The organism is Tepidibacter mesophilus, assembly GCF_002724055.1.
GTDB lineage: Bacteria > Bacillota > Clostridia > Peptostreptococcales > Peptostreptococcaceae > Tepidibacter_A > Tepidibacter_A mesophilus.
Map to the genome: position 1 here is coordinate 1 of NZ_BDQY01000005.1, position 25,633 is coordinate 25,633.

At 30.1% G+C, this 25,633-nt stretch carries 27 protein-coding genes; 8 read left to right on the forward strand and 19 right to left on the reverse strand.

The features are described from left to right. Positions 1–356 precede the first annotated feature (356 nt). The gene (locus Tmeso_RS04950) at positions 357–1,490 is read right to left on the reverse strand and encodes an amidohydrolase (protein ID WP_099188863.1); all 1,134 of its coding nucleotides are present in this window, start codon (positions 1,488–1,490) and stop codon (positions 357–359) included. Positions 1,491–1,640: 150 nt separating this feature from the next. On the opposite strand from Tmeso_RS04950, the gene Tmeso_RS04955 reads away from it, so the two are divergent. From Tmeso_RS04955 to dapD, 4 genes are all read left to right on the forward strand, one after another. Continuing rightward, positions 1,641–2,639, forward strand: coding sequence for an aspartate-semialdehyde dehydrogenase (locus Tmeso_RS04955; RefSeq protein ID WP_099188864.1), 999 nt, complete (start codon positions 1,641–1,643; stop codon positions 2,637–2,639). Between the two features lie 14 nt (positions 2,640–2,653). Next, positions 2,654–3,532 carry a 4-hydroxy-tetrahydrodipicolinate synthase gene (gene dapA / locus Tmeso_RS04960; RefSeq protein ID WP_099188865.1) on the forward strand — a complete coding sequence of 293 codons (879 nt, stop codon included), beginning with the start codon at positions 2,654–2,656 and terminating at the stop codon, positions 3,530–3,532. 127 nt (positions 3,533–3,659) lie between these two features. Next, on the forward strand, positions 3,660–4,406 hold the full coding sequence (gene dapB, locus Tmeso_RS04965; protein ID WP_099188866.1) for a 4-hydroxy-tetrahydrodipicolinate reductase: 747 nt from the start codon (positions 3,660–3,662) through the stop codon (positions 4,404–4,406). Positions 4,407–4,430: 24 nt separating this feature from the next. After that, positions 4,431–5,138 (forward strand): 2,3,4,5-tetrahydropyridine-2,6-dicarboxylate N-acetyltransferase, encoded by a 708-nt coding sequence (dapD, locus tag Tmeso_RS04970; protein ID WP_099188867.1) that lies wholly within the window; start codon positions 4,431–4,433, stop codon positions 5,136–5,138. 28 nt (positions 5,139–5,166) lie between these two features. On the opposite strand, the gene hpt is transcribed toward dapD, so the two are convergent. The 16 genes from hpt to pdaB form a co-directional block, all read right to left on the reverse strand. Beyond that, positions 5,167–5,706, reverse strand: a complete 540-nt coding sequence (gene hpt, locus Tmeso_RS04975) for a hypoxanthine phosphoribosyltransferase (RefSeq protein WP_099188868.1) — start codon at positions 5,704–5,706, stop codon at positions 5,167–5,169. Positions 5,707–5,781: 75 nt separating this feature from the next. Then, positions 5,782–7,068, reverse strand: a complete 1,287-nt coding sequence (locus Tmeso_RS04980; RefSeq protein WP_099188869.1) for an L-cysteine desulfidase family protein — start codon at positions 7,066–7,068, stop codon at positions 5,782–5,784. A 181-nt stretch (positions 7,069–7,249) separates the two neighbouring features. Next, positions 7,250–9,019 carry a sigma-54 interaction domain-containing protein gene (locus Tmeso_RS04985; protein ID WP_099188870.1) on the reverse strand — a complete coding sequence of 590 codons (1,770 nt, stop codon included), beginning with the start codon at positions 9,017–9,019 and terminating at the stop codon, positions 7,250–7,252. Between the two features lies 1 nt (position 9,020). After that, a complete protein-coding gene (locus tag Tmeso_RS16345) occupies positions 9,021–9,164 on the reverse strand; it encodes a hypothetical protein (RefSeq protein ID WP_187296232.1) in 144 nt (47 codons plus the stop codon). A gap of 66 nt (positions 9,165–9,230) precedes the next feature. Further along, positions 9,231–9,809, reverse strand: coding sequence for a class I SAM-dependent methyltransferase (locus Tmeso_RS04990; RefSeq protein ID WP_187296233.1), 579 nt, complete (start codon positions 9,807–9,809; stop codon positions 9,231–9,233). Between the two features lie 266 nt (positions 9,810–10,075). Further along, a complete protein-coding gene (locus Tmeso_RS04995; RefSeq protein WP_099188872.1) occupies positions 10,076–10,711 on the reverse strand; it encodes a single-stranded DNA-binding protein in 636 nt (211 codons plus the stop codon). Between the two features lie 296 nt (positions 10,712–11,007). Further along, positions 11,008–11,880, reverse strand: coding sequence for a sulfite exporter TauE/SafE family protein (locus Tmeso_RS05000; protein ID WP_099188873.1), 873 nt, complete (start codon positions 11,878–11,880; stop codon positions 11,008–11,010). Between the two features lie 152 nt (positions 11,881–12,032). Continuing rightward, on the reverse strand, positions 12,033–13,040 hold the full coding sequence (locus tag Tmeso_RS05005) for a proline racemase (RefSeq protein WP_099188874.1): 1,008 nt from the start codon (positions 13,038–13,040) through the stop codon (positions 12,033–12,035). A 1-nt stretch (position 13,041) separates the two neighbouring features. Beyond that, positions 13,042–13,512, reverse strand: a complete 471-nt coding sequence (locus Tmeso_RS05010) for a glycine/sarcosine/betaine reductase component B subunit (protein ID WP_099188876.1) — start codon at positions 13,510–13,512, stop codon at positions 13,042–13,044. A 12-nt stretch (positions 13,513–13,524) separates the two neighbouring features. Continuing rightward, positions 13,525–14,286, reverse strand: a complete 762-nt coding sequence (gene prdD / locus Tmeso_RS05015) for a proline reductase cluster protein PrdD (RefSeq protein ID WP_099188878.1) — start codon at positions 14,284–14,286, stop codon at positions 13,525–13,527. A 73-nt stretch (positions 14,287–14,359) separates the two neighbouring features. Continuing rightward, the gene (gene prdB, locus Tmeso_RS05020) at positions 14,360–15,085 is read right to left on the reverse strand and encodes a D-proline reductase (dithiol) protein PrdB (RefSeq protein ID WP_099188880.1); all 726 of its coding nucleotides are present in this window, start codon (positions 15,083–15,085) and stop codon (positions 14,360–14,362) included. A 25-nt stretch (positions 15,086–15,110) separates the two neighbouring features. Beyond that, positions 15,111–15,380: a CBO2463/CBO2479 domain-containing protein gene (locus Tmeso_RS05025; protein WP_099188881.1), complete on the reverse strand. Its 270-nt coding sequence runs from the start codon at positions 15,378–15,380 to the stop codon at positions 15,111–15,113. Positions 15,381–15,402: 22 nt separating this feature from the next. Next, on the reverse strand, positions 15,403–17,262 hold the full coding sequence (gene prdA, locus Tmeso_RS05030; RefSeq protein WP_099188882.1) for a D-proline reductase (dithiol) proprotein PrdA: 1,860 nt from the start codon (positions 17,260–17,262) through the stop codon (positions 15,403–15,405). A gap of 14 nt (positions 17,263–17,276) precedes the next feature. Beyond that, positions 17,277–18,578, reverse strand: coding sequence for a proline reductase-associated electron transfer protein PrdC (gene prdC / locus Tmeso_RS05035; protein ID WP_187296234.1), 1,302 nt, complete (start codon positions 18,576–18,578; stop codon positions 17,277–17,279). Positions 18,579–18,885: 307 nt separating this feature from the next. After that, entirely contained in the window at positions 18,886–20,631 is a 1,746-nt protein-coding gene (prdR, locus tag Tmeso_RS05040; protein ID WP_099188884.1) for a sigma-54 dependent transcriptional regulator PrdR, read from the reverse strand. Between the two features lie 261 nt (positions 20,632–20,892). Beyond that, a complete protein-coding gene (gene pdaB / locus Tmeso_RS05045) occupies positions 20,893–21,657 on the reverse strand; it encodes a polysaccharide deacetylase family sporulation protein PdaB (protein WP_099188885.1) in 765 nt (254 codons plus the stop codon). A gap of 113 nt (positions 21,658–21,770) precedes the next feature. On the opposite strand from pdaB, the gene Tmeso_RS16350 reads away from it, so the two are divergent. The 3 genes from Tmeso_RS16350 (at position 21,771) to Tmeso_RS05055 (ending at position 22,904) form a co-directional block, all read left to right on the forward strand. Further along, positions 21,771–21,935: a hypothetical protein gene (locus Tmeso_RS16350; protein WP_187296235.1), complete on the forward strand. Its 165-nt coding sequence runs from the start codon at positions 21,771–21,773 to the stop codon at positions 21,933–21,935. A gap of 111 nt (positions 21,936–22,046) precedes the next feature. Further along, entirely contained in the window at positions 22,047–22,253 is a 207-nt protein-coding gene (locus Tmeso_RS05050) for an alpha/beta-type small acid-soluble spore protein (RefSeq protein WP_099188886.1), read from the forward strand. Between the two features lie 117 nt (positions 22,254–22,370). After that, a complete protein-coding gene (locus Tmeso_RS05055; protein ID WP_099188887.1) occupies positions 22,371–22,904 on the forward strand; it encodes a DUF4364 family protein in 534 nt (177 codons plus the stop codon). Positions 22,905–22,913: 9 nt separating this feature from the next. Here the strand turns inward: Tmeso_RS05055 and Tmeso_RS05060 are convergent, their stop codons facing one another. After that, positions 22,914–23,780 carry a YncE family protein gene (locus Tmeso_RS05060; RefSeq protein ID WP_099188888.1) on the reverse strand — a complete coding sequence of 289 codons (867 nt, stop codon included), beginning with the start codon at positions 23,778–23,780 and terminating at the stop codon, positions 22,914–22,916. A gap of 151 nt (positions 23,781–23,931) precedes the next feature. Between Tmeso_RS05060 and Tmeso_RS05065 the strand changes: the two genes are divergently transcribed. Continuing rightward, positions 23,932–24,186 carry a TIGR03905 family TSCPD domain-containing protein gene (locus Tmeso_RS05065; RefSeq protein WP_099188889.1) on the forward strand — a complete coding sequence of 85 codons (255 nt, stop codon included), beginning with the start codon at positions 23,932–23,934 and terminating at the stop codon, positions 24,184–24,186. A gap of 26 nt (positions 24,187–24,212) precedes the next feature. On the opposite strand, the gene Tmeso_RS05070 is transcribed toward Tmeso_RS05065, so the two are convergent. Further along, entirely contained in the window at positions 24,213–25,514 is a 1,302-nt protein-coding gene (locus tag Tmeso_RS05070) for a bifunctional folylpolyglutamate synthase/dihydrofolate synthase (RefSeq protein ID WP_099188890.1), read from the reverse strand. Positions 25,515–25,633 lie beyond the last annotated feature (119 nt).

The window sequence follows — 25,633 nt, forward strand, 5'->3', positions numbered from 1 at the left end:
AAATGTTAGCTACTTTTGATTAATCTTTTACTATGAAACTTAGGTTGTATCGTTTAAATATCCGTTAAGAAACTTCGTTGTTTGACCGTAAGGGAGTTTAAGAAGTTTTAGGATATTTAATAAGATATAATCTGTAGTTTTATTAAAAGATTAATTAAGTAGCGGTATTTCAATTATCTTCATTTTCGCTTAAACACCTTTTTTAAGAAATTAAGCCCTAACTAGTACAATAAATCAACTTATCATTTATGATTATGGACAAAAAAAGAGATGTTAATTACTTGAAATTAACATCTCTTTGTCAACAGTCTGAGAGGTCAGCTAAATAGCTGACCTCTTTTTCGTATACCCATAAATTATATGATTTTCAAAACACCTTTATACTCTAACAATTCTACATATGCATTTATACCATTTAACAGTACCTTCTCATCAAAGTTAAACTTTATATTGTGGAGTCCATTTACAAATTCTTTATCAGTATTTCTAGATCCCAACATAAAAAACAACCCTTTTACATGCTGTTGATAATACGAGAAATCCTCAGATATCATCAAAGGCTCTAGTATTTTTATATATTTATTATTAATAGCTTCTTTGAATTCATTGAATAGTTCTTCATCATTGTTAACTGCTGGGTAGTCATCCTTTATATTGATATTTATATTACAGTTGAAAGATTTTTCAAATCCGCATGCAATATCACAAACTCTTTTCTTTATTTCGTCGTACACATCTTGCTTAAACGCCCTTATAGTACCTTCAAGTTTCACACTCTCAGCTATTATATTTCTTCTACTTCCGCCCTCCATTTTTCCAATGCTTAAAACACCTGCATCTAGAGGTCTTATATTTCTAGATATTATACTTTGTATAGAGTTTACGAAATTTGCAGCTATGATTATTGAATCAATAGAGTTTTGAGGCATAGCTCCATGGCCTCCCTTTCCTATTATTTCAATATCTATTTCTCCTGTTTGAGCTAAAAAATGATTCGGTTTAACTCCAACAAATCCTTCTTCTATATCCGGAAATATATGAAGTCCATATATTTCATCAACTTTATATTTTTCTAAAATTCCTTCTTTTATTAAAGGAAGTGCTCCACCAGGAGATTCTTCTGCTGGTTGAAAAATAAAAACTATATCATCTAACAATTTATCTTTATTAATAGTTAAATACTCTATAAGACCCAAAAGTATACTCATATGACCATCATGACCACAAAGATGCTTTATTTGTCCATCTATATTCAAAGCGTCCATATCTGCTCTAAATGCTATATTCTTTTTAGATTTTTTCCCTTTTATAATACCTACTACTGCGGTTTCTAGATATTCTTCATATTCTACTCCCAAAACATCTAGATATGTTTTTATATACTTAGATGTTTTATATTCCTTCATACCCAATTCTGCTAGGTTATTCAATTTATTTCTGTGATTATATACAATGTCTTTTAACACCCTAACGTCTGTTCTTATATCCATTTATATCTCCTTTCAAAAAACAATTATCACAACATCATATTTTGTTGAATATATTTATATTGAATGGTACTATATATTAAATAAAGTATTTATTTTTGCTTCATTATAAAATTTATAATATCATATATTTATGATAAAGGGGGTTTATCTATGAAAAAAGTAAACGTTGCTATAGTTGGTGCAACAGGAATGGTAGGAAGAACATTTTTGGAAATTCTAAAAGAAAGAAATTTTCCTATAGAAAACCTGTATTTATTTGCATCAAAAAAATCAGCTGGAGATGTTATAACCTTTAATGAAAAAGACTACATAATAGAAGAACTAACACAAAATTCTTTTGATAAAGATATAGATATAGCTTTATTCTCTGCTGGCGGAGAAATTAGTAAGACATTTGCTCCAATAGCTAAGGACAAAGGAGTTATAGTAGTAGACAATAGTAGCATGTGGAGAATGTATGACGATGTTCCTTTAGTTGTTCCAGAAGTTAATCCTGAAGATGTAAAAAAACATAACGGTATAATAGCAAATCCAAACTGCTCTACTATTCAAGCAGTAGTACCTTTAAAAATTCTTCACGATAAATTCGGTATAAGAAGAATAGTATACTCAACATATCAAGCAGTTTCAGGATCTGGTGTTAAAGGTATATCCGATTTAAAAGAAGGTATTAAAGGAAATGAAAATAAATTATATCCTCATCCTATAGCTTATAATGCTTTACCTCATATAGATGTATTCCTAGATAATGGTTATACAAAAGAAGAAATGAAAATGATAGATGAAACTAAAAAAATATTAAATGATCATACTATAAAAATAACAGCTACAACTGTAAGAATACCAGTAATGTATTCTCATAGTGAATCTGTAAACATTGAATTCGAAAAAGAATTTGATATTAAAGAAGTATTTGATATTTTAAATGATGCAGATGGAGTTGTCGTTGTAGATGATCCTAAAAACAATGTATATCCACTTGCATTAGATGCTGCAGGAAAAGACGAGGTATTTGTTGGAAGAATAAGAAGAGACTTTAGTTTAGATAATGGTATCAATATGTGGGTTGTTGCTGATAATATAAGAAAAGGAGCTGCAACTAACACAGTTCAAATAGCTGAACTTTTATTAAAATATAATTTAGTATAGAGAGGATGATTTTAATGCTATTTAAAGGTTCTGGTGTTGCTTTAGTTACCCCATTTAAAAATGGAAAAATAAACTTTGAAAAATTAGGAGAAATTATAGAATACCATATCAAAGAGGGAACAGATGCATTTATAGTATGTGGAACTACTGGTGAAGCATCTACAATGACTGATGAAGAGCAAATAGAAACTATAAAATTTGTGATAGATAAAACAAATAAAAGAATACCAGTTATAGCAGGAACTGGTTCTAATAATACTGCACATTCTATACACCTTAGCCAAAAAGCTGAAGAATTAGGAGCAGATGGACTTTTAGTTATAACTCCTTATTACAATAAGTCTACTCAAAAAGGTCTTATTTCTCACTTTAATGCTATAGCTGATGCTGTTAATATTCCTATAATAGTTTATAACGTTCCAGGAAGAACTGGAGTTAATATAAAACCTTCTACTCTAGCTCAAATAGCTAGGCATAAAAACATAGTAGCAGTTAAAGAAGCTAGTGGAGATATATCTCAAGTTGCTGAGATGGCAAGAGTTTGTCCTGATGGATTTGGAATATACTCTGGAAATGATGATATGATTCTACCTCTATTATCTCTTGGAGGATGCGGTGTTATATCAGTTGTTGCTAATATATGTCCAAAAGATACTCACGACTTAGTATACAAATATTTCGAAGGAGATATTGCGGGTTCTAGAAAACTTCAATTAGATATGAAACCTTTGATAGATTCATTATTTATAGAAGTAAATCCTATTCCAGTTAAAACAGCTATGAATTTATTAGGATTTAACATGGGTGAACTTAGACTTCCACTTGTAGATATGGATGATTGCAATTTAAGCGTATTAAAGAAAGAATTAACAAACTACGGATTCAAATTATAGTTTTTTATCCAAAAGCTAAAAATTCACTTGGAGTACGAACTTCATCTGAATTAAGTTTTACTTTATAAAATCCTATACTACATATGTGGTATAGGATTTTAAATAGCTTTATTATAGGAGGTGTAACATGATTAAAGTTATAGTTAATGGATGTCTTGGCAAAATGGGAAAAGTTTTGACAAAGTCTATATGCAATGATGACGCTTTTAAACTTGTAGCAGGTGTTTCTAGAGAAATTAATGAGACTACTGAATATAATGTATACCCTAACATACTAGATATTAATGAGAAAGCCGATGTTATAATAGATTTTTCTAATCCAACTACATTAAACGATATGCTATATTATTCTAAAAAAACTAAAACCCCGTTAGTTATAGCAACAACTGGGTATACTAATGAAGAACTCGATATGATAAGCGAGCACTCTAAAGAAGTTGCTGTATTTCATAGCTCAAATATGTCACTTGGAGTAAACTTACTTTTAAAACTTGTTGAAATATCAGCTAAAGCTCTAAATAATTTCGATATAGAAATAATTGAAAAACACCATAACAAAAAAGTTGATGCTCCTAGCGGTACCGCTTTGATGCTTGCAAATGAAATTCAAGCTATTTTAGATAATGAATTTAACTTTGGTAGACATGGTAAAAATGCAAAGAGAAAAGAAAATGAGATAGGTATTCACGCAGTACGTGGTGGAACTATAGTTGGAGATCACAGTGTTATATTTGCAGGTAAAGATGAAATAGTAGAGTTGAATCATATAGCCTTATCAAAAGAAATATTTGCTCAAGGATCTCTTCAAGCAGCTAAATTTATAATGAACAAAGAAAATGGATACTATAATATGAAAAACATAGTATCTTTATAATAACACTTAGGAGGTAATTTACTAATGATGAAATTAACAGACCCATATGAAATAGCAAAATTTATAAAGAATTCAACTAAGAAAACACCAGTTAAAGTATATTTAAACGGAACACTAAAAAATAAAGATTACGAGAACGTAAAAATATTTGGTAGTGATAATAGTTATATTTTAATAGGAGAGCAATCATCGATTAAAGATATTTTAGATGATAATAAAGAAACCATAACAGATTATCACTTAGAATTCGATAGAAGAAATTCTGCTATACCTACTTATAACTATTTACATGAAGATGCTAGAATCGAACCAGGAGCTATTATAAGGGATATGGTTTCTATTGGGAAAAACGCAGTTATAATGATGGGCGCAGTTATCAATATAGGAGCTGAAATCGGAGAAGGCTCTATGATAGATATGAACGCTGTTATAGGTGCACGAGGAACTATAGGTAAGAATGTACATCTTGGAGCTGGAGCTGTAGTTGCAGGTGTACTTGAACCCCCTTCTGCTACACCCGTCATACTAGAAGATGATGTTCTTGTAGGCGCAAATGCTGTAATATTAGAAGGAGTTGTAGTTGGGAAAGGTGCTGTTGTAGCAGCAGGTGCTGTTGTAACTCAAAACGTACCCGAAGGGGCTGTTGTAGCTGGATCTCCTGCTAAGATTATAAAAATGAAAGATGAAAAAACTAAAGAAAAAACTAAACTTATGGAAGATTTGAGAGGATAAAAAAAAGATGGCTAGTCAGCCATCTTTTTTATCTATCTTGATCAGTTACATTAAATACATATGGAACGTTTCTATAATAATCTCCATAGTTTAGTCCGTATCCAACTACGAATTTATCATCTATCTCAAATCCTACATAATTAGGAACTAAATCTACTTTTCTTCTAACTGGTTTATCTAATAATACACAACATTTAACACTTGCAGGATTTTTTTGTTTTAAATGATTCATAACAAAACTCATAGTAAGAGCCGAATCTGTGATATCATCAACTACTAAAACATCGTATCCAGAGATATCATCATTTATATCTGCAAGAACATTTATTTTCCCACTCGACTCTTCTGAATGCCCATAGCTAGATGTCGTCATAAATCCTAATTTAACTGGGATGTCTATCTTTCTCACAAGATCAGCAGTGAATATAAAGCTTCCTTTTAAAAGAGATATAACGAATAATTTCTTATCTTTATAATCCTCAGATATCTGCTTTCCAAGTTCAACAGTTCTTCTAGCTATATCTTCTTCAGAGCATAATGTTTCCCATACTTTAGTTTCTATATCCATTTATAATAAACCTCCTAGAGTAATTGTATTTTAAACTCTATTTTAATTAAAAAGTAGATTTTTGTCAACATTACTTTAGTTGTTATTCATACCATCCATAACTTTTATTATAACCTCATCTGTTATAGTCATTCCTTGTGCACTAACTTTTCCTAAATTTCTTATACTTTCTTCAACTTTATTTCCCACTATTCCATTAAGAGCCGGTACTATACAGTTATATTTTGCTATTACAGCACTTTGTACAGCAGCAGATGCAGCAGATGCAAGTTTTAGTGCACATCCAGCCTTTGCACCATCACATATCATACCACTTAAGTTTGCAATCATATTTTCAATGGCTCCATCTATTTGCTCATAAGTTCCATCCATAAGCCAAGTTATAGCTGCTGCTGAACCTGTTGATGCTGCTACTCCACATCCACAAACAGCAGATAATCTTCCTGTATAATTCTTTATATAGCCTGTAACTAAATGACTTATAGCTAATGCTTTTGATAATTTTTCTTTTGTTTGAGGATACATTTCATTATAAGCAGCTATTGGAAGTATAGCTGTAAGTCCATGATTTCCACTTCCATTAGAACTCATAACAGGCTTATTGACTCCGCTCATTCTAGCATCAGAGGCTGCTGCTGTTAACATCATAGCTTTGTTCATAAGGTCATCTGAAAGCATTTTATCATCCATAGCTTTCTTTATTCCATATCCTACACCAATACCAACCTTATTATCTATAGCAACGTTTGCCATATCTAGATTCATATCTATTCCTTCTAATAAAAATTCTAAATCAGATTCATCCATTTTTTCTATTTCTTGAATCAATTCTTTGATTGTAAGTTTAGCTGTTGGGCTATCAACATGTGTATATTCTACATCTAAGCTTATCTCTCCATTCAATATTACAGAATCATTCTTTTGAATATGAACAAAGTTATCATGCTTAGTCATTATTATAGTCTTTGACGTATTCTCTTTTCCTTTTAAGTTAACTTCTATGTAAACCTTTTCAGTAGTTTCTATAGGTGATATTTTAACCATATTTTGGTCCATGAATTTTTCTGATAAAACAACTTCTTCTTCTCCTAATTTTTCTAATACTCTAAGTCCGAGTTCAGAATCCCCTCCATTAAGTCCCATAGAAGCTGCTATTTTAAGACCTAATCTCGTTGTTCCAGGTATTCCAACACACATACCATTTTTATATACATTAGGGCTTACAAATATATTACATTCAACTATTTCTTCTCCTAATAATTCCTTAGCTTTAGCACAAGCTAGTGCTACTGCAACTGGCTCTGTACATCCTAAAGCTGGCTTTACTTCTGCTTTTAACATATCTACAAGTATTTTTTTCATTTTAAAACCCCCAATTCAATTTTATATCATTTATATATAGCACAAACTATGCCAACTTTTAAAAACCAGTTTTCCCAATACTTGTAGTTTATTATTTATCAATTTCATAGTTTATAAATCCCTGTTTGTATCTTTTTGAAATAAAATAATCTCAAATTGAGACTTACGTCTCAATTTGAGATTATTTTATTTCATATTCTTTCATTTTTCTATAAAGTGTTGCTCTAGATATCCCAAGAGCCTCACAAGCTCTTTCTTTGTCTTTCTTGTAGTCTTTAAACTTATGCAAAGCTTTAATTATTTCTTGTTTTTCTACTTCTTTAAGAGTAGTTATATCATCATTCATATCATATTTAAATTTTTTATTTTTCTTTATTATTTTTTGGGGTAAATTTTCATATTTTATAGTAGCTGAATCTGACATGTTTATACTGTACTCTATTACATTTTGAAGTTGTCTAACATTCCCTGGCCACGGGTAGTCCAATATTTTTCTTATTGCATCTTCTTCTATTTCATTTATATTTTTATTTAATTTTTTAGAATAATCTTTAATTATATTATCTACAAGTAGTACTATATCTTCTTTTCTATCTCTTAAGGGAGGTATATATATAGGGATAACATTTAATCTATAATATAAATCTTCCCTAAATTCACCTTTTTCAACCATCTTTTCTAAATCTCTATTTGTTGCAGCTATTATTCTAACGTCAACTTGTATATTTATTTTTCCTCCTATTTTTTCAACTTCTCTTTCCTGTAATACTCTAAGTAGCTTTCCCTGTAAATGTATACTCATATCTCCTATTTCATCAAGGAATATAGTTCCTCTATTAGCAAGTTCAAATTTTCCTACTTTACCTCCCTTTTTAGCCCCCGTAAATGCACCTTCTTCATATCCAAACAATTCACTCTCAAGTAGATTATCAGGGATTGCAGCACAGTTAATAGCTATAAATGAATGCTTACATCTACTACTATTATTGTGTATAGCCCTTGCAAACAACTCTTTTCCTGTACCACTTTCTCCAGTTATTAATACAGTAGATGATGTTTTTGATGCAACTCTAGCTTCATTCTTGACATTTTCCATAGACAAACTATCTCCTATTATGTTATTAAACCCTATATTATAGTTTGTCCCAGTTATTTCGTTAAAATTTTCTATAGCTGAAGAGTTATCTATAAAGTCAAATACATATCCTTTTATATCTCCATCTATTATTATTTTATTCGTATTGTATATACCTCTTAACGTATAATAGTTCTTTTTATAAGTGAATGATGTGCTTTTATACCTTTTTTCTACAGTTTTTATTTCATTTTTATTTATGAATTTAAGTATATCAAATATATTATTTTTATCTATTTTATCATCTAGTTTAAATATATTTTTGAATTTATCATTGTATTTATCTATGTTTCCATAAACATCGGTGGATACTACTGCCTTATCCATATTATTGAGAAGCATCTCTAATCTCTTTGCTTGTATTTTTATTTCATAAGACTTATTCTCTACCTTTATCTTACTTGATATTAAATCTGCCATTTTTGTTAAAAAACTCATCAATTGACTTTTGTTATTTTTTATATTATCACTTTGTTCTTGAGTAAATGCTATAAGACCTATAACTCCGTATATTTTTTCTTCTAATTCTATAGGACAGCATACCTCTGCAAATTCTTTACATTGATTTTTATCCTTACACATTTTGCATATTTTATCTTCTCTTGGATTTTCGATTATAAAACTTTCACCTGTATCTAGAGAATTCTTAAATGCAGAGTACAAACTTATCTTCTCTCCGATTTTATTCGCATACTTTCCAGTTCCTGCAATTCTTATCAAATTTTGATCAACTATAGTAACATCTACATTCAACACAGAAGATATAACATCTGCTGTATTTTTTATATCTTCTTTTATAAGCATTAAATCAACCATATTATAACCTGTCTTTCATTCTAAGTTGTACCAATACTTCTTTTATATCTCTTAGCAAAATAATAATTTTATTTATAGAGTACTGAATAGACATAAGTATAATAATAACTATCATCCAAACTATAGGTTCATAATAAATTTTCATTTTTTCCTCCTTTTTAGAAAAAAATTCGCTTCATCTTAGAGAAAAAAGACTAGGTGACCCTAGTCTTTAATCTGTTTTAATACCCATATAAATATAATTTTCACTGTCTATTTCTTTAAAAGTTCCACAAAATCCACTTTCATCAAATATCTTTACTATTTCTGTAGGTCTATAAAATTTACCATTATATCCTTTTATTTTATTTTGAAGTGATTTCAATTTTACAGATAAATTTTTAGGATTTTTATTCTCTATTATTACCTTTCCTTTATATTTCAAAACTCTATACAATTCACTTAAAGCATTTTTTTCATTCTCAAAGCAATTAAAATAATTTAAAAATATTACTTTATCAAAATAATTATCTTTAAATGGCATATATTCAACTGAGCCTTGAATTATGTTACAATTCCCATTATCCACAATCGCAGAACTGGTAACATATTTATCGTTTTCAAGTATAATAACTTCTACCCCTAGCTTTTTTAAGTACTTTCCATAGTTAGATATGTTCCCTAAAAGCAGGACTTTATCTCCAACAGAGCAATTTATGGTATCTAAGAAGTTATTTATATTATTTTGTTTTTTATTAGGACTTATACTACCTCTTATATAATAAGATGTATCTACACATATTTTTTCCAAGTAAATTCACCTTCTGTCTATTCTTTAGTTATCACTTATCTATTATAATAAATATAATTCCATTATTCAATATAAATACTCTTATTAATATATAAAAAATTTACCTATTTGCTACACACTGACTCATATTCTCAATGATCCCTACATTCTTTATTGCTCTAAATGGTTGCAAGTTCAGTTCTTCCATCAATATTATCTATAATTTAATAAGAATTTAATTTGCTTAAATGTATAAGATATTATTAGTAATACTGTTTTTTTATTTATTACTTAGCATTATTTTCTGATAATTTTTTCATTTTAGATACAGAAACCTCATATGCCACCTTTAAATCAACTTCTCCTTCTTCAACTTTTTTTTCATATTGCCTACTTTGAATTCGTCCCCATAATTGAACTCTATCCCCTATCTTTAGATTCTTACAAAACTTTGCATTTCTTCCCCAAGCTATAGATGGTATATAATCAGACTTATTATAAGCTCTATTCACTGCAAGCAATAAATCCGTGATTTCTCTTCCTAGAGGAGTTTTTCTATAAATAGGGTTCTTGCATACATATCCATCTAGAAATATGTTATTAGGATCTTTATTTTCTTCTTCTACAAAAACTAATTCCCTTGCAAATATAGTTAATATAAGTTTATTTTTCCCATCAATAACCTTATTGTATGATCTCAGCTGTCCTGACACTTCAACCTTTTTGCCAATATCCATATCTAAGTCTACAATCAGTCTTTCAGATACTGTAATAGGTAGTATATCTTGTGAATCACTAAGCCTTTTTATTTTTATTTTTGTAGTATAAAATTTTTCTCCAAATATTTCATGACTTACCTTAAGTTCTTCTGCAATCTCTCCTAACATATTCACAACATTCGTATCTTCTTTTATATTGATCATCATCTTACCCTCCATGTTCTTATGTATTATCTATATAAATATATTAGAATACAGCTTATTTTATTCAGGTTTTCAAAAAGAATTTAAGCATAAAACTCACATTTTTTCTATAACTTATGTTCATCTTATAATTAGATTTAAGAATTAAATTTATGTAAATATATTATATTTTTGTATTTTTTTGTTAATTACTTAACATATAGTAGGTTCATTTTTTCTGTATATTTAAAATCTTTATAATTTTTTAAATAAAAAAACTGTCGATATATATCGACAGTTTTTTTATTTAAACTTATTTATTCTGTTATTTCTTTATTCTTAGAAGCTGATTTTAACATAGTAGCAGCTGTGTAGAATATAACAGCTATAACTAACCAAGTTAATATTTTAATAGGTAAAGATTTTACAAGGTAAGCAGCTATTAAAACTCCTATAGTACCTCCTATAGTTATACCCATAGCAGCTCTTCTATCTATAGCTTCTTCTTTAACAAACTTAACTGATGCAACTGGCATTAAGAATGCACAAGAACCCATCATTATAGGGAATGCAACTTTTGGAGACATACCTAATAAGTAAACAAGCGCCATACATGGTGCGTAAAGACCTATTCCTGCAGTCATTAAAGCTCCTAATATGAAGTTTCCAACTACTGCGATTATAAGCTTAGATCCTGATAATCCAACAGCCTCTCCTCCACCTGGCATTAAGTTTAACTGACCTGCAAGCATTAGGAAAGCTGTAATAAATAAAGCAACTGCCATTGTTTTTTGAACCTTTTGTTCTGGAAGTTTAGAAACTATTCCAGCTCCAACATAAGCTCCTATAGTTGCTGCTGCAAGCATAGCTATTAATGTTGTAGGGTCCATGTTTATAACTGTTATAAATATGAAAGCTTCAAGTACAACTGGTATAGTATGAGAAGCATTTAATGTTCCTGGTAAAAGTCTATCTTGAGTTTGTTTCATACCTTTAAGTAGTGCTGTTGTAGGTGCAAATGAACCTATTCCTAAAGTATCGAAGAAATCTGTTATAAATCCGATGAAAAGAACTTTTCCCCAAGTATTATGTGTTTCTAAGTTATTTCTATGCTTCATAAAGTCCGATATAAATACTACTGCAAACCAAAGAGTTAAAACGCCTAAAACACCTAAGACTATGTTTATCATTATTTGTACCCTCCTTATTTTTTTATTTACATTTTATCATTACTTTGATAAAAAGTAAACAATTCGCATCAATTTCCAAAGTTATATATTTTTTTGTATATATTGTTATAGTAATTATTAATAATTACTATAACAATATATGTATATTCTTTTTATTTTAATATAAATCCATGCTTTAATGGATCTTCAGGATCTATTACAAAATGATTAAATCCTGTTATATAAGCTGATGCTGTTATTTCAGGAATTATAGCATTGTACTCAGCAACCTTATCAGTTCCAACTACTCTACCTTTGAATAGAGTTCCTAATATACTTTCGTATACGAATAGTTCTCCTTCTTTTAACTCTCCTTTAGAGTGAAGAGTTGCCATTTTAGCACTTGTTCCTGTTCCACAAGGAGATCTATCTACTTGTCCTTGTCCAAATACAACTACATTCTTATAAGTTGCTTCTGGATGAGATGGAGCATCATAGATTTCAACTAAATCAACAGTGTTTATATGAGATAAAGTTGGATGTTGTATCTCTACATCTTTGTTGATTATATCCCTTATTTTAAGACCTAAATCAGTTAATTTTTGAGCATTTTTAGGCTCAACTGAAAGTCCTAATTGATTAGCATGTATTATAGCAAAGAAACTTCCTCCAAAAGATATATCAAATGTTATTTTTCCTATTTCAGGAACTTCGATTTCTACATCCTTCTTGTAATGAAAAGCTGGGACATTAACTATAGATACTTCTTTAACTTTTCCATTTTCAACTTTAGCTTTAGATCTTATTATTCCAGCAGGAGTATCCATTACAACTTCTGTAATAGGTTCCTTAGGTTCAACCATACCAGTTTCTATCGCTACAGTTATAGCTCCTATAGATCCGTGACCACACATATTTAAATATCCGCCACCATCCATAAAAATTATTCCAAAATCAGCTTCTTCATTTACTGGAGCTGTTAATATAGAACCAAACATATCATTGTGTCCTCTTGGCTCAAGCATAGTAGCAGTTCTTAATGTATCCATATTTTTTTCTAAATATTCTTTTTTCTCAGCCATAGTTTTGCCTGGTATATTAGGTACTCCACCAACTATTATTCTTGTTGGCTCTCCCATAGTGTGCGAATCAACAGCGTGAATACTTCTTATAGCTTTCATATTATTTTCCCTCTTTTCTCATTTTTAATTTTAAAAACGCAAGTGCTTTTTTGGCATCCAAAACATCTACGTTGTTTTCTCCAACAACTTGTGTTTCTATACCTTCTTTAGATTTATTAAAATCTACAATTGTGTCCATATAATTATTAGTTACTACGAATTTTGCTTGAGTTCCTACAAAGCTAAGTCCTACTACAGGTATTCCTCTTTTTCCTATTTCTTCTATTGTATTTGCATAATCTACATGAGAGTTTCCCCATCCGTCAACCGAGATAATTACACCATCGGCTCTCATAGCTTCAGCCCAGGCTGCTGCTCTTTGCCCTACAAAATACTTTTCTTTATTATCTTGAGGTGTTCCTACTACCATGATACCTAAAAGATCCACATCTTTATCTCCACTTACAATATCAAGTAGCGGATCTCTAAAATGATGAAGAGATGTTTCTTTAGTTGATGGTCCTATACCCATAATATCACCGCCTTACGTCATGGCTCTTAAAGCGCCATCTCTGTATTCATTAGGAGATATTATCATAGGAACATTACCCATGTCTATAATAGATTTACCTCCTGAAACTCCACTTGGTTCATCTGAAAAAAGTTGGTTATCATACATGGCACCCTGACCTGCTATTTGTTTTACTATTACAACTTTTTTAGAATTAGGCCTTATTCTGTCTAGATATTCATGAGCCTCTGTTGAATCTCTTCCATCTAGTTCTTTTAAAACACATCTCATTCCTTGTATAAATTTATCACATGCCCTAAAAGCTGATAATGGAAGTTTTCTTTCATATGGAATATCTGACTTTAAAGTTACATCAAAATGAATTATGTAATCATCCTTAGATGGAGTACCTGCTTTTCCTAACACAAGCTGTTCTTTTAAAAGTCCTTCAGATGATCCAAATTCATGCATCTGCTTTCCTTTACTATCAGCTCCCGTTACCATAACATAAACTCCAGTCAAAGTGTGAGTTATACCTTCTCCTATTTTACCAAGTACCTTTGTAGATATTGGTACGATGTCCATAATAGTGTTTACATAAATATCATGTTGTCCAGGATTTATTATATTGATATTTATATCTTCTATCAATTCCTCACTATTGACTAAATGTTTTGACATTTCTTTGTCAATCGTAAGCAAACGATTACATATTGAGTTTTTTTGGCCAAATTTAACTTTATCTATATGAAAAGCTTTTATTACTAATCTTCTTAGAATTTTATCTTTATTCATATACATCACCTTTTGAAGGTATTTTTTGTTTTATAAAACTTCCCTCTTTGTTCAAAGAGGGAAGTTTTTTAAATTATATTTGAGCTACGTACTCATATGGTAAAGGTATTATTTTACCTGCACTTGGTATTTCTATAAGTTTAGTTAAAGTATCCTTTAATATATTAGTCTGCATATCAACATTATTTGGCTCACCTGCATTTGCTCCCATTGGAACTAACGGAGCAACTGCTCTTGGAGTACCATTTTGTCTTACTACTGGAGGAAGGGCTGCTATCATTATAGTAGGTATACCTATTTCCTCAATCGCTCTCTGCACGATCACGGCAGAGCGGTGGCAAGTACCTCAGCCAGCTGTTAAGACAACTGCGTCTACGCCTTCTTCTTTTAATTGTCTAGCTATTTCTGGACCAGTTTCGTCAGTGAATTTTTGTTGATCTCCACCGCCGCCCATGAATCCAAAGTGTGATGGAGCTACGTCTTTAATAAATCCAGCTTCTGCAAGCTCTCTTAATCTATCTATAGGGAACATACAGTTTATATCTTTATTAACATCTGCATTATCGTATCCACCATGTGATACCATCATGTCGCTAACTGGAGCATCTCCTGGAATTACTCTGAATCCAAAATCTCCTGCTAAGTTAAATCTCTTATCTGATTTTAAGTGCACACCAGCAGCTGTAGCTAAAGCTATTTTCATATCTTTTAATTCTTTAGTTACAGGTGTCCATACCGGTGGAGGTGTTATTGGTACAAATATTTCTGATTGAAGTCCTTTTATTACTGTAAGACTCATATTTATTACCTCTCTTTCCTGTTAGTTATTTATTTTTTTCTTGCTCTCGTCTTTGATTTTCTGCTATTATTTCAGCATATTTTTCATTAACTTCAGGTCCTAATACTTCAGGATAGCTTAATAAAAATCCAACTTCCATGCCAAGTTTTAATTCATAATCAGTGATTAACATTCTCTTTGGCATTTTAAATTGACCAAGTCTTCCTTTTAAATCAATAGTAACGCCACCATCTGTTATCTTAACTATTACACCTTCATACATTCTTTCTGTAGAAGAATATTTTAATCTATCCATTTATATCACCTTTTCGGGGATTTTATTTTTCGTAAATTTCTTTTCTTTTTTTACTTAATTCTAATGATTGCTCATTTTCAAGAAGTTCTACTTTCATTCCAGTTTCTTTTTCTATAAGCTCAACATTGTTTAATTTAACATTGTTGTTCCATTTTCTTTCTGCAGCTTTTATTTCTTCTCCACCCATAACAGATTTAACCATAGCTAATGCTCTTACTGCATCTTCTTTACACAACGTATTATTTGAAAGTATTTCATTTTCAATACCTTGCTTAGATTTGTTGTTGTCTATCATGTTTGTCATGTATTTATTACCAACAACTAGAGCTCCTTGAACTGCAGAGAAAGTACATCCAACTACTGCAACTCCTCTTTTACCTATTTGCTCATGGTGAGATGCAAAATCTATATGGTTGTTTCCGAATCCTTCTGTAGTTATTATAGCTCCGTCTACATCCATAGCTTCTACTATCATACCTAATCTATTAGATACATAGAATTTTTCAGAGTTAACTTGAGGAGATCCTACAAATATAACACCTGCTAAATCTATCTCTTCATCATTCATAGCTTCTATTACTAGAGGCTCTCTGTAGTAATGTCTTGAGTTTTCCTTAGAAGCAGGTCCTATACAAGTTAATGCATGGATTCCTCCATCTAATACTTCAAGTGGAGATAACATAACTGGAACGTTTCCAAGGTCAACGTTAGGCTTAGCTCCTAATGTTCCTACTGGCTCCATTGGTAATATTAAGTTATCGTGCATTGCACCTTGTCCCATTATTTCTTTAACTATAACTACTTTTTTCTTTCCAGGTCTTCTGTATTGAGTTAATTCTTCAGTTTCAACAACTAAAGACTCATCAGCAGTCTTTAAAGCTTCTCTTATTTCTTGAGTTATAACATCTGTAGCCATATGAGCTGCAAGAGGTCCTGGTCTTTCCATATTCATTCCAGCTTTAACTGTAACTTGAGTCTTTATGAATATGTCTCCTTTATCTGGAGCTCCTGGTCTTCCCCACATGATGTTCTTATCTAAGTCACCTTCAGAAGAACCAAATTCACCTATTTGAACTCCGTTTTCATCAGTTCCTGTTACCATAACGATAACACCATCTATTATTCTAGTTATACCTTCTCCTAGTTCTCCCTCTTCTTTAGTAGCTATAGGTTGAACATCCATTATAGTTTCACTGTAAGTGTTATACTTATCAGGAGTTATTATTTCTAATTTCATATCTACTACTAATTCTTGGCTTGATATTGCTTCAGGACAAATATCTTTTCTTATATAAAGAGTTGTTCCTTCTATTTTAGTTTCATCAGCAAGTTCAACTTTTTCTATTTTAAAGTGCTTCTTAGCTAATGATCTGATAGCCTTAGCTTCTTTAACTTCAGCAACTGGTGCAGCTACTGGAGCAACAGTTTGAGCTACTGGAGTAGCTATTGGAGCAAGGCCCATAGAAGCAGCTACATTTAAAGGTATTTCTAAGTCTATGTTTCTTCCTTCGCCTATGTGTATCTTAACAGATCCACCTGCAACTGGAGTAACAGCTGTTACAGGAGCAACAGTTTCAACTGGAGCTACCTCTTTAGCTTCTTCTTTAACTTCTTCAGCTTTTTCTACCTTATTAACACCTTCTAATAAATCAGCTGTAAGTGGAGTTAAAGCATCTACAGTTTTAGTTAATTTAGCTCCTAAAACCTCTTCAATAGTTAAACAATCTGCAGATATTTCTAATAATCCTGAATCCTCTAAATCAGCAAATATTGCTGGATCCTCTAAATTTGATGTTTCAATTACAGTACCAGCTTCGAATCTGCAGCAACAAACTGCTGGATCTTTAGCGTGAGCTTTAGCTGTTTCTGGAGTAATTGACATATAAATCGCCTCCCTTATTTTTTTCTTCTATATATTTTATGTCCTGCACCTCTTAAAACATGGTCTGTACTATGATATACTGGCACTCCTAACCTAGGAGCTACGTTCATGACTGTGTTAGTTCAGTCCTCACATGTTCCAGTAATAACTACTTCTGCACCTTGTTTTTTAAGGTATAAAACTTTTTCTGCTTGTCCTGGACACATACCAGGTAAATCACATCTATATCTTCCATTAGATTCTGTCATTCTCTTACACTTAGTCTCCGCTACAACTTCAGCGCCCATTCCAGCTGCTATTTCTTTAAGTCTATCTTCTTGCGCACCACATTCACACGCAATTATACCAACTTTTCTGCTTTCATTAGGGAATGGCATTGATACTAATATACCACCTAAAGTCTTAGTAACTGGAGAATCTTCTTCTCCACTACGACCTGTGAAAGGTCCTCCTATTACTATTTCTCCATATGGTAACTCATACCCACCACATTCTTGTATATAGTGTTTAATAGGCATACCTATTGGAACATCCAAGAAGCACTTTCCATCTTTAGCGTTTTTAACTCTTCCACCAACTGTAATATCTTTAGTTATAACAGGTTTTCTATCTTCTATGGCTAATACGATATTTTTTAATGTTTCAGTGTTACAAACTACAGCACCTGCTTCAAGTGGTAATTGTCCAGGCTTTAATTCTACGTTAAGTAGTTCTCTTATTATAACCCTTTCATCACCTGCTGGGTACATATCTGGTAAGTATTTGACTTCTATTTTTTCTTCATTTTTGCAAGCCTTACCAAGAGCTATTATAGCTTTTTTGTACTTTGGCTTTATAGCTATATATCCTTTAGAAGCGTTAGTCATTTCAACAACATATTTAAGACCCTTTACAATAATTTCTGGATTTTCCTCCATTACTGTAACGTTATGAGAAAGTACTGGTTCACATTCAGCTGCATTTGCTATAACATATCCACCTTTTAAATCTACATTTAGTTTAATATGAGTAGGAAATCCAGCTCCACCAGCACCAACTATACCAGCCTCTTTAACAGCCTCTAAATGATTTTCTGTTTCTTTTATTTGAACATATTCATTTGGTTGATTTTCATCAGCTTCTATGATTATATCAGTATCAGTTATTTCTGCTATTTTTCCATATACACTTGCATGTATATTAGCACCTAGTCCATTAGGTTCAGCTATTAACTGTCCCTTCTTAACTTCATCACCTATATTAACGATAGGTTTGCATGGTGCTCCAACGTGTTGTTTTAAACTTATAGTTAAATTCACATTCTCACCTCCTACCATTTTTTCTTCTCGCCATTAATTAAAGCAAGTAGTATGCCAATTTTTATTTTAATCGACATTTTTTTATTTTTTTTTTTGTAACGATTGGTTTACCTAGTATTTAATTTTTTTATATGTCATATATTTTGATTTTATTTTTTCTATATTAAATCTGTTAAGGTGCATGTGTCAATTTTTCGACTGTTACTTTTTTAATTCTATTAACTTATTAACCGTTACAACTCTCTTATTATCTACTGTTAAACTAAATTCCATTCATGAAAATGTTTTCCGTCAGTTTTTTGACACGCGTCTGTTTTCCGACGTCTTATTTAATTTTATACTGTTCCATCTTATAATATAGAGTACTCCTAGGTATGTTTAAGTACTTAGCAGCCTTCGCTTTATTACCATTTGACATATTCAAGGCTTTTTTTATTGTGTCTTGTTCAAGTTTTGATATCGCCTGATTTAAATCCATAGGATAAGTTTTACAATCAGTAGTTTTATTAACATTGTCAAGTATATATTTAGGAACTAGTTCTTTTTTTATACTTTCATCCTTGCTAAGTACAACTAAATGTTCTACTGTGTTTTTAAGTTCTCTTATATTACCCTTCCATTTATAGTTTCTGAGTATGTCCATAACTTCTTGATCTATTTCAGGCACAGGTTTAGAGTTTTGAGTACATATATCTTTTAAGAATTTGTGTATTAATATAACTATATCTCCATGTCTATCTCTTAACGGAGGAAGATTAAGCTCAACTACATTTAGTCTATAGTATAAATCTTCCCTAAATTCTTCTTTTTCAATCATATCTTTTAGGTCTTTATTCGTAGCAGATATCACTCTTACATTTACATTTATAGTTTTTTCTCCACCTACTCTTCTCACTTCTTTTTCTTGAAGCACTCTTAAAAGTTTAGCTTGCATTTGCATAGGCAGATCTGCAATTTCATCTAAAAATACTGTTCCATTATTAGCAAGTTCAAATATACCCATTTTCCCTTTTCTATTGGCTCCTGTAAAAGCACCCGCTTCATACCCAAAGAATTCACTTTCAAATAATTCACTAGGTATGGCACTGCAGTTTACAGGTACAAACAACCCTTCTCTTTGACTATAATCATGTATTGACCTTGAAAATACTTCTTTTCCCGTACCACTTTCTCCAAGTATCAATATGCTAGCATTAGTTTTAGCTACCTGCCTTGCTGTTTGAATAGCTTTTGTAAGTTTTTCACTTTTTCCAATTATATTTCCAAAATCATCACTTGAAAATTTCTTAACTTCATTTTCCAAAAATTTCAAAGTGTCATTAGCTTTTTGAAGCTGATTAGATAATTTTTTAACCTCCATTATATCTCTATCAGTAGATACGCCACCTGCAAACTCTCCATCTATAAATATTGGTTGAGCAGTAACTATTACATCGGTATCTTTTCTTGGTGGAGAATGATATACATCATCTACAGCTTTTTTAGTTTTTAAAACTTTTAATAATATTGCCTTTGGAAAAAAATCTTCTAACTTTTTTCCGACTATAATTTCAGATTTTACATTATACAGCTTTTCTGAGTTTTTATTCCATACTATAACATAACCTTCTGTATCTACTACACAAACAGCTTCATATATATTATCTATAATGTGATTAAGTTTACTACCTATTTCCTCCATTCTCATATAAAAATAATCTCTTATTTGTTCACTTCGTACGACTCCAATCAAATATCCATTTTCCACAACCGGAAGCCTTGCAATCTTATTCTTAATCATCATATTTCTACAATCAAGTAAGGATACATTTTTTGATATAGTATTTATATCCTTTATCATAAAATTTTTGATTGGATTACCATCATTTAAATCAGATTTTTTAGTTTTTGATATATCTGTTAAAGATAGTAACCCTATTAATTTTTTGTGCTCATCCAAAATGTATATATCATCTAAATTATTTTTTAACATTTTATCTAAACATACAGATAGTTCTTCTTCGTAGTTAACCTGTATATATTTATCACTCATAGCTTCTTTTACCAATATCTTCTTTGGTATTAAAAACACATAATCACCTCTTATCAAATTTATAAACAATATATATGATAACACAAAAAATTTGCTTCATGCTACCTCATGTTCTCAACAACTCATCTATACTCAAATTCTCAAAAGAACTGTAATTACAGTTCTTTTATTACCATTCCTTTATTACTTATAATATTTAAAATAATATACTTTTCTTACACATTAAAAATGATGCTCATAAAAATAACATTATATAACATTATTTTTATAAGCATCATTTTTTTTAATTAAACCTTTAAATTAATTATTCTTTTTTTGTCTTCCTGTTGAATCCATATTAAAATTTTCTTTATATATAAGTTCAGATACAGGAACTATTTCATAACCCTGTGATTTTAACTTTTTTAAAATCAAAGGCAAATATTCGCTTACGTATTTGGCATTATTATGAAAAAGTACTACCGATCCATTTTTTGTATTTTTAATTACTCTATCAACAACGTGTTCAACTCCAATTTCCTTCCAATCAAGAGAATCTACATCCCATTGTATTGTATAGTAATTTAAACTTGATGCTGTATCTATCAAAGTATCATTATAATCACCAAAAGGAGGTCTAAAAACTACAGGTCTTTTATTTATTATTTTTTCTATTTTGTCAGATGTAGTTTCAAGCTCTTCTTTGATTTGTTCTTTGCTTAAAAGACTCATTTTAGGATGTGTAGTCGAGTGATTTCCAATTTCATGACCTCTATCAGATATCTCTTTCACTAAGTCAGGGTGCTTATCCACCCAAAATCCAACTAGAAAAAAAGTTGTCTTAACATCATATTTATCTAACGTATCTAATATGTTTTTTGTATAAGCATCTCCCCAAGCAGCGTCAAAACTTATAGCTATTTTTTTTTCTTGTGTATCAACACAGTAAATAGGAAGTTTTTTTTCTGGAATTTGTGCCATAGCGTCTTTAATAACATAACAAGAGCACATAAGTACAGTAGAACATATAGCAAATAATACAATGCTTAATAAAAATTTTTTTATAGATATAATAATTACTCTCATATTTCCCTCCTTTAATAATAATGTTTATAATTAATTATATTTTTTTGTTTTTCAAAAAATTACTAGAAGATTTAATTTCTTAAATGGGAAAATTATTTTTAGGAGGTGATTTGATGTCTAATATAAGAAGTCATTACTCTAATTTAAACGGAAAAATAATAGAATCATCAAGAGAAACCTTAAAACTAGAACCTAGACATTATTTAAGAGAGTCTCACGCTGTAAGAGAAACCGATACAACAAAAAATATTAAAATAAAAATGCACAAAAAATATTAATAACCATAAATTAACATAATATTTTTTAAAATAATGGTTAAATTAATATTACAACATCTTACAGATGTTAGTACTCAAAATTTCAAAGACATTAAAGAGGAGGAATATACTATGGCAAGCAGAAATTCTAAAGTAGTTCCAGAGGCAAAAGCAGCTTTAAATCAAATGAAATTAGAGACAGCAAATGAATTAGGTTTATCTAACTATGAAGGCATGGACAAAGGAAACTTAACTGCAAGACAAAATGGTTATGTGGGTGGATACATGACTAAAAAGTTAGTTGAAATGGCAGAAAACCAAATAGCAGGAAAAAAATAAAAGTATAAAATAAAAAGGATATTCTAAATTCAGAATATCCTTTTTATTTTATACTTTTATTTTTCTTGTAAATAGTTTAATATATATGTAGATATATTTTGCGGAGGATGATGTATTATGTTTGAAAACTCATCTGAAGAGTTAGCGGTTAATAAATTAGTTTTATTATATATTTTGAAAAAAATAGAAATAGATTTAACTAATTCTCAGATTACTCAAGTTGTAATGGAAAACGAAATAATGAACTACTTTTCTCTTCAACAATTTTTATCAGAGCTTATTCAATCCAATTTTTTAAAAACCTATAAAGAGGACTTTAAAGAGTATTATTCATTGACTAAAAAAAGCGTACAAACTCTTGAGTATTTTATTTCTAGAATACCATCTGATTTAAAAGAAAATTTAGATAAGTACATATCTACTAACAAGGAAAAAGTTTTGAAAGAAACACAAGTTAAGTGCAATTATTCTAAATTATCAGATAATGAATTTATAGTAAATTTAAAAGTTATAGAAAATCAAATCCCCCTTATAAATATAGATTTAAATGTAGCTTCTACTAAACAAGCTAAACTCATATGTGATAATTGGAAAAAAAATGCACCTAATTTATACGGAGATATAATACAGGTTTTGATAAAAAAACCTTAGATAAAGAGCCTATCTACATATTACAGTAGTAGGCTCTTTATCTACCTTTATACTCTTTATTAATTCTAACGAGCTAGTTTCAAATACTTTTATTAGGTTGTTTTTTACATCTGATACAAATAATCTACTTTCGTCCTTTGATATATCTACACCTAAAGGTCTGCCTTCTATACTAACGCTTTTTATATGTTCATTAGTTTTATAGTTTAGCACCTCTATACTTTTATTACAAAAATCCGTTACATATATTTCTTTTTTTAAATAACTAATGCTTATCTCTACAGGAAATTTAAAACCTTTCAATACGTTCACTATTTCAAATTTAAACCTATCTAATAATATTATATTTCCGCTTTTATCTACTATATATATAATGTTTTCTTCTTTATTTATTTTTAAATGCCATGGCGCAAAATTTAATTTTATATTTTTCACAATACTTTTACTAACAATATCTATTACTAATAACGAATTCAAACAGGGAACATATAGTTTTCTTTGCTCTTCGTCAATGATTATCCCATGAGGCATACTATCTACGCAAATAAGACCTACAGGATTATTATTTTTTACATCTATTATATATATACTATTAGAATCTTCATTCGCTATATACAACTCTTCATCCGAATACAATGCAACCTGACTTAAATTTCCTCCTATTGAAATAGAATCTATGATAGATTTATCCTTTATATTCACGACATACAGTATCCCATTGAGTCCAGTAGGAATATATATTTTTTCATATTTTTCATCAATACAAAAATGATGAACGTGCATATTATCATCTAAACATATCTTATCTTCAATTTCTAACTGTTCATTTATAATAGATATATTATTTGACCCAAAATTAGAAACATAGATTTTCAATTTTATCCCTCCTTTCATTCACATTTTACCAAACTACTTATACTATAATAATATATTATTATTTACGGTATTGTGATACATTTTCATTGACTTTTTTTATATCCTATACTATAGTAGGGTATAGTTATTAGACTATAAGGAGGACTTTAATATGTATGTTTTTAAAACTTCTGGCGTTTGTGCTAAAGAGATAAGATTCGAAATCGAAGAAGACGTTATTAAATCCGTAGAATTCGTGGGAGGATGTCCAGGAAATTTAATCGGAATAAAAAGTCTTGTAGAAGGTTCCACAGTAGATGATGTAATCGAAAAACTAAAAGGTATAGGCTGTGGAGTAAAATCAACTTCATGTCCAGATCAATTTACTAAAGCTTTAGAACTTTATAAGAAAAAACAAAAAGCTTAGTATATTTTAATAAATAAAAAAGGTGATTAAAAATCACCTTTTTTCACTATTTTCCTAATATCTCCTATCATATATAATGATCCAGCACATATTATAACTGAATTCTTACCAGTTTTTTTAACAGCTAATTCCACAGCCTTTTTTATATCATCACAACTCGTACACTCTTTATTCAAATCATTTATTATTTCTTTTAATTCATCTGATTTCATACTTCTAGGATTATTGGGCTTTGTTGTAATTATATTTTTACATCTAGGTATTAATATTTCACAAACAGACTTTACATCCTTATCTTTAAGCATACCTAATACCAAAGTTATATCCTTATCACCCATATAATTATCTATTGTATTACATAAAGAATTAGCTCCATCTTCATTATGCGCTCCATCAATTATGAACAAAGGATCTTTTGTCAGAACCTCAATCCTACCAGCCCATTTAGTATTTTTAAGACCATTAAATACATTTTCATCACTTATTTTAAAACCATATTTATCCTTCAATATACTAATTACATTAAGAGCAACTATGGCATTATTAACTTGATGCTTTCCTATCAACTGTATTTTTAGATTTTTATATTCTTTATCTTTAACCTTGCAATTAAAGACTTGTCCCAAAACATCCATTTGAGTTATCTCTGCACATTCTATATCTGCTCTAGTAAGAGTACAGTTTTTATTCTTAACAATTTCCTCTATAACAGCTTCAGACTCTTTATTTTGAGGATACATAACAACTTCACAATTATCTTTTATTATTCCACCTTTTTCATAAGCAATCTTTTCCAAAGTATCACCTAGATAATCAGTATGATCTATACTAATAGGCGTTATAACATTTATAAGCGGTTTTTTTATAACGTTTGTCGCATCAAACCTGCCACCCAGCCCAACTTCTAATACAACAAAATCTACATTTTTTTCTTTATAATAATAAAAAGCCACAGCAGTTACTATCTCAAATTCAGTAGGATGATTAAACCCACTTTTAACCATATCATCCACCTTAGTTTTTACTATCTCAGTGACCCTTGCAAGTTCATCTTCTTCTATATTTTCAGAATTGATTCTTATTCTCTCAGTAAAAGTTTCTAAATAAGGCGAAGTATATAATCCAACCTTATAGCCCCCACTAATAAGCATCGAATTTATAAATGAACAAGTAGATCCTTTTCCATTAGTTCCGGCAACATGGATTATATTCAAATCATCCTGAGGATTATCAAGCAAGCTTAAAAGCTTAGTTATATTATCAAGGCCTAATACCCTTCCAAACTTATAAGTACCATGTATGTATTCTAGTGCTTCGTTATAATTCATCTAAATCCCCCATTCCCAACTTTTTTATTCTAGTATACCATTTATCATCACTGATTTGTGTAATTTTTAACACAATTTCCTTATAAATATAAATATCCAAGTTCAAAATGAACTTGGAT

Excerpts from the sequence above, each read along its gene's own strand:
- Tmeso_RS16345 (WP_187296232.1), bottom strand. The coding sequence starts at position 9,164 with ATGAAAATTTATTATGAACCTATAGTTTGGATGATAGTTATTATTATA.
- Tmeso_RS05005 (WP_099188874.1), bottom strand. The coding sequence starts at position 13,040 with ATGAAAGCTATAAGAAGTATTCACGCTGTTGATTCGCACACTATGGGA.
- Tmeso_RS05050 (WP_099188886.1), top strand. The coding sequence starts at position 22,047 with ATGGCAAGCAGAAATTCTAAAGTAGTTCCAGAGGCAAAAGCAGCTTTA.
- Tmeso_RS05000 (WP_099188873.1), bottom strand. The coding sequence starts at position 11,880 with ATGATAAACATAGTCTTAGGTGTTTTAGGCGTTTTAACTCTTTGGTTT.
- prdA (WP_099188882.1), bottom strand. The coding sequence starts at position 17,262 with ATGTCAATTACTCCAGAAACAGCTAAAGCTCACGCTAAAGATCCAGCA.
- Tmeso_RS04985 (WP_099188870.1), bottom strand. The coding sequence starts at position 9,019 with ATGGTTGATTTAATGCTTATAAAAGAAGATATAAAAAATACAGCAGAT.
- Tmeso_RS05070 (WP_099188890.1), bottom strand. The coding sequence starts at position 25,514 with ATGAATTATAACGAAGCACTAGAATACATACATGGTACTTATAAGTTT.
- Tmeso_RS05055 (WP_099188887.1), top strand. The coding sequence starts at position 22,371 with ATGTTTGAAAACTCATCTGAAGAGTTAGCGGTTAATAAATTAGTTTTA.
- dapD (WP_099188867.1), top strand. The coding sequence starts at position 4,431 with ATGATGAAATTAACAGACCCATATGAAATAGCAAAATTTATAAAGAAT.
- dapA (WP_099188865.1), top strand. The coding sequence starts at position 2,654 with ATGCTATTTAAAGGTTCTGGTGTTGCTTTAGTTACCCCATTTAAAAAT.
- pdaB (WP_099188885.1), bottom strand. The coding sequence starts at position 21,657 with ATGAGAGTAATTATTATATCTATAAAAAAATTTTTATTAAGCATTGTA.
- Tmeso_RS16350 (WP_187296235.1), top strand. The coding sequence starts at position 21,771 with ATGTCTAATATAAGAAGTCATTACTCTAATTTAAACGGAAAAATAATA.
- Tmeso_RS05025 (WP_099188881.1), bottom strand. The coding sequence starts at position 15,380 with ATGGATAGATTAAAATATTCTTCTACAGAAAGAATGTATGAAGGTGTA.
- Tmeso_RS04980 (WP_099188869.1), bottom strand. The coding sequence starts at position 7,068 with ATGAAAAAAATACTTGTAGATATGTTAAAAGCAGAAGTAAAGCCAGCT.
- dapB (WP_099188866.1), top strand. The coding sequence starts at position 3,660 with ATGATTAAAGTTATAGTTAATGGATGTCTTGGCAAAATGGGAAAAGTT.
- Tmeso_RS05065 (WP_099188889.1), top strand. The coding sequence starts at position 23,932 with ATGTATGTTTTTAAAACTTCTGGCGTTTGTGCTAAAGAGATAAGATTC.
- Tmeso_RS04995 (WP_099188872.1), bottom strand. The coding sequence starts at position 10,711 with ATGATCAATATAAAAGAAGATACGAATGTTGTGAATATGTTAGGAGAG.
- Tmeso_RS04955 (WP_099188864.1), top strand. The coding sequence starts at position 1,641 with ATGAAAAAAGTAAACGTTGCTATAGTTGGTGCAACAGGAATGGTAGGA.
- Tmeso_RS04950 (WP_099188863.1), bottom strand. The coding sequence starts at position 1,490 with ATGGATATAAGAACAGACGTTAGGGTGTTAAAAGACATTGTATATAAT.
- Tmeso_RS05010 (WP_099188876.1), bottom strand. The coding sequence starts at position 13,512 with ATGGGTATAGGACCATCAACTAAAGAAACATCTCTTCATCATTTTAGA.
- prdD (WP_099188878.1), bottom strand. The coding sequence starts at position 14,286 with ATGAATAAAGATAAAATTCTAAGAAGATTAGTAATAAAAGCTTTTCAT.
- hpt (WP_099188868.1), bottom strand. The coding sequence starts at position 5,706 with ATGGATATAGAAACTAAAGTATGGGAAACATTATGCTCTGAAGAAGAT.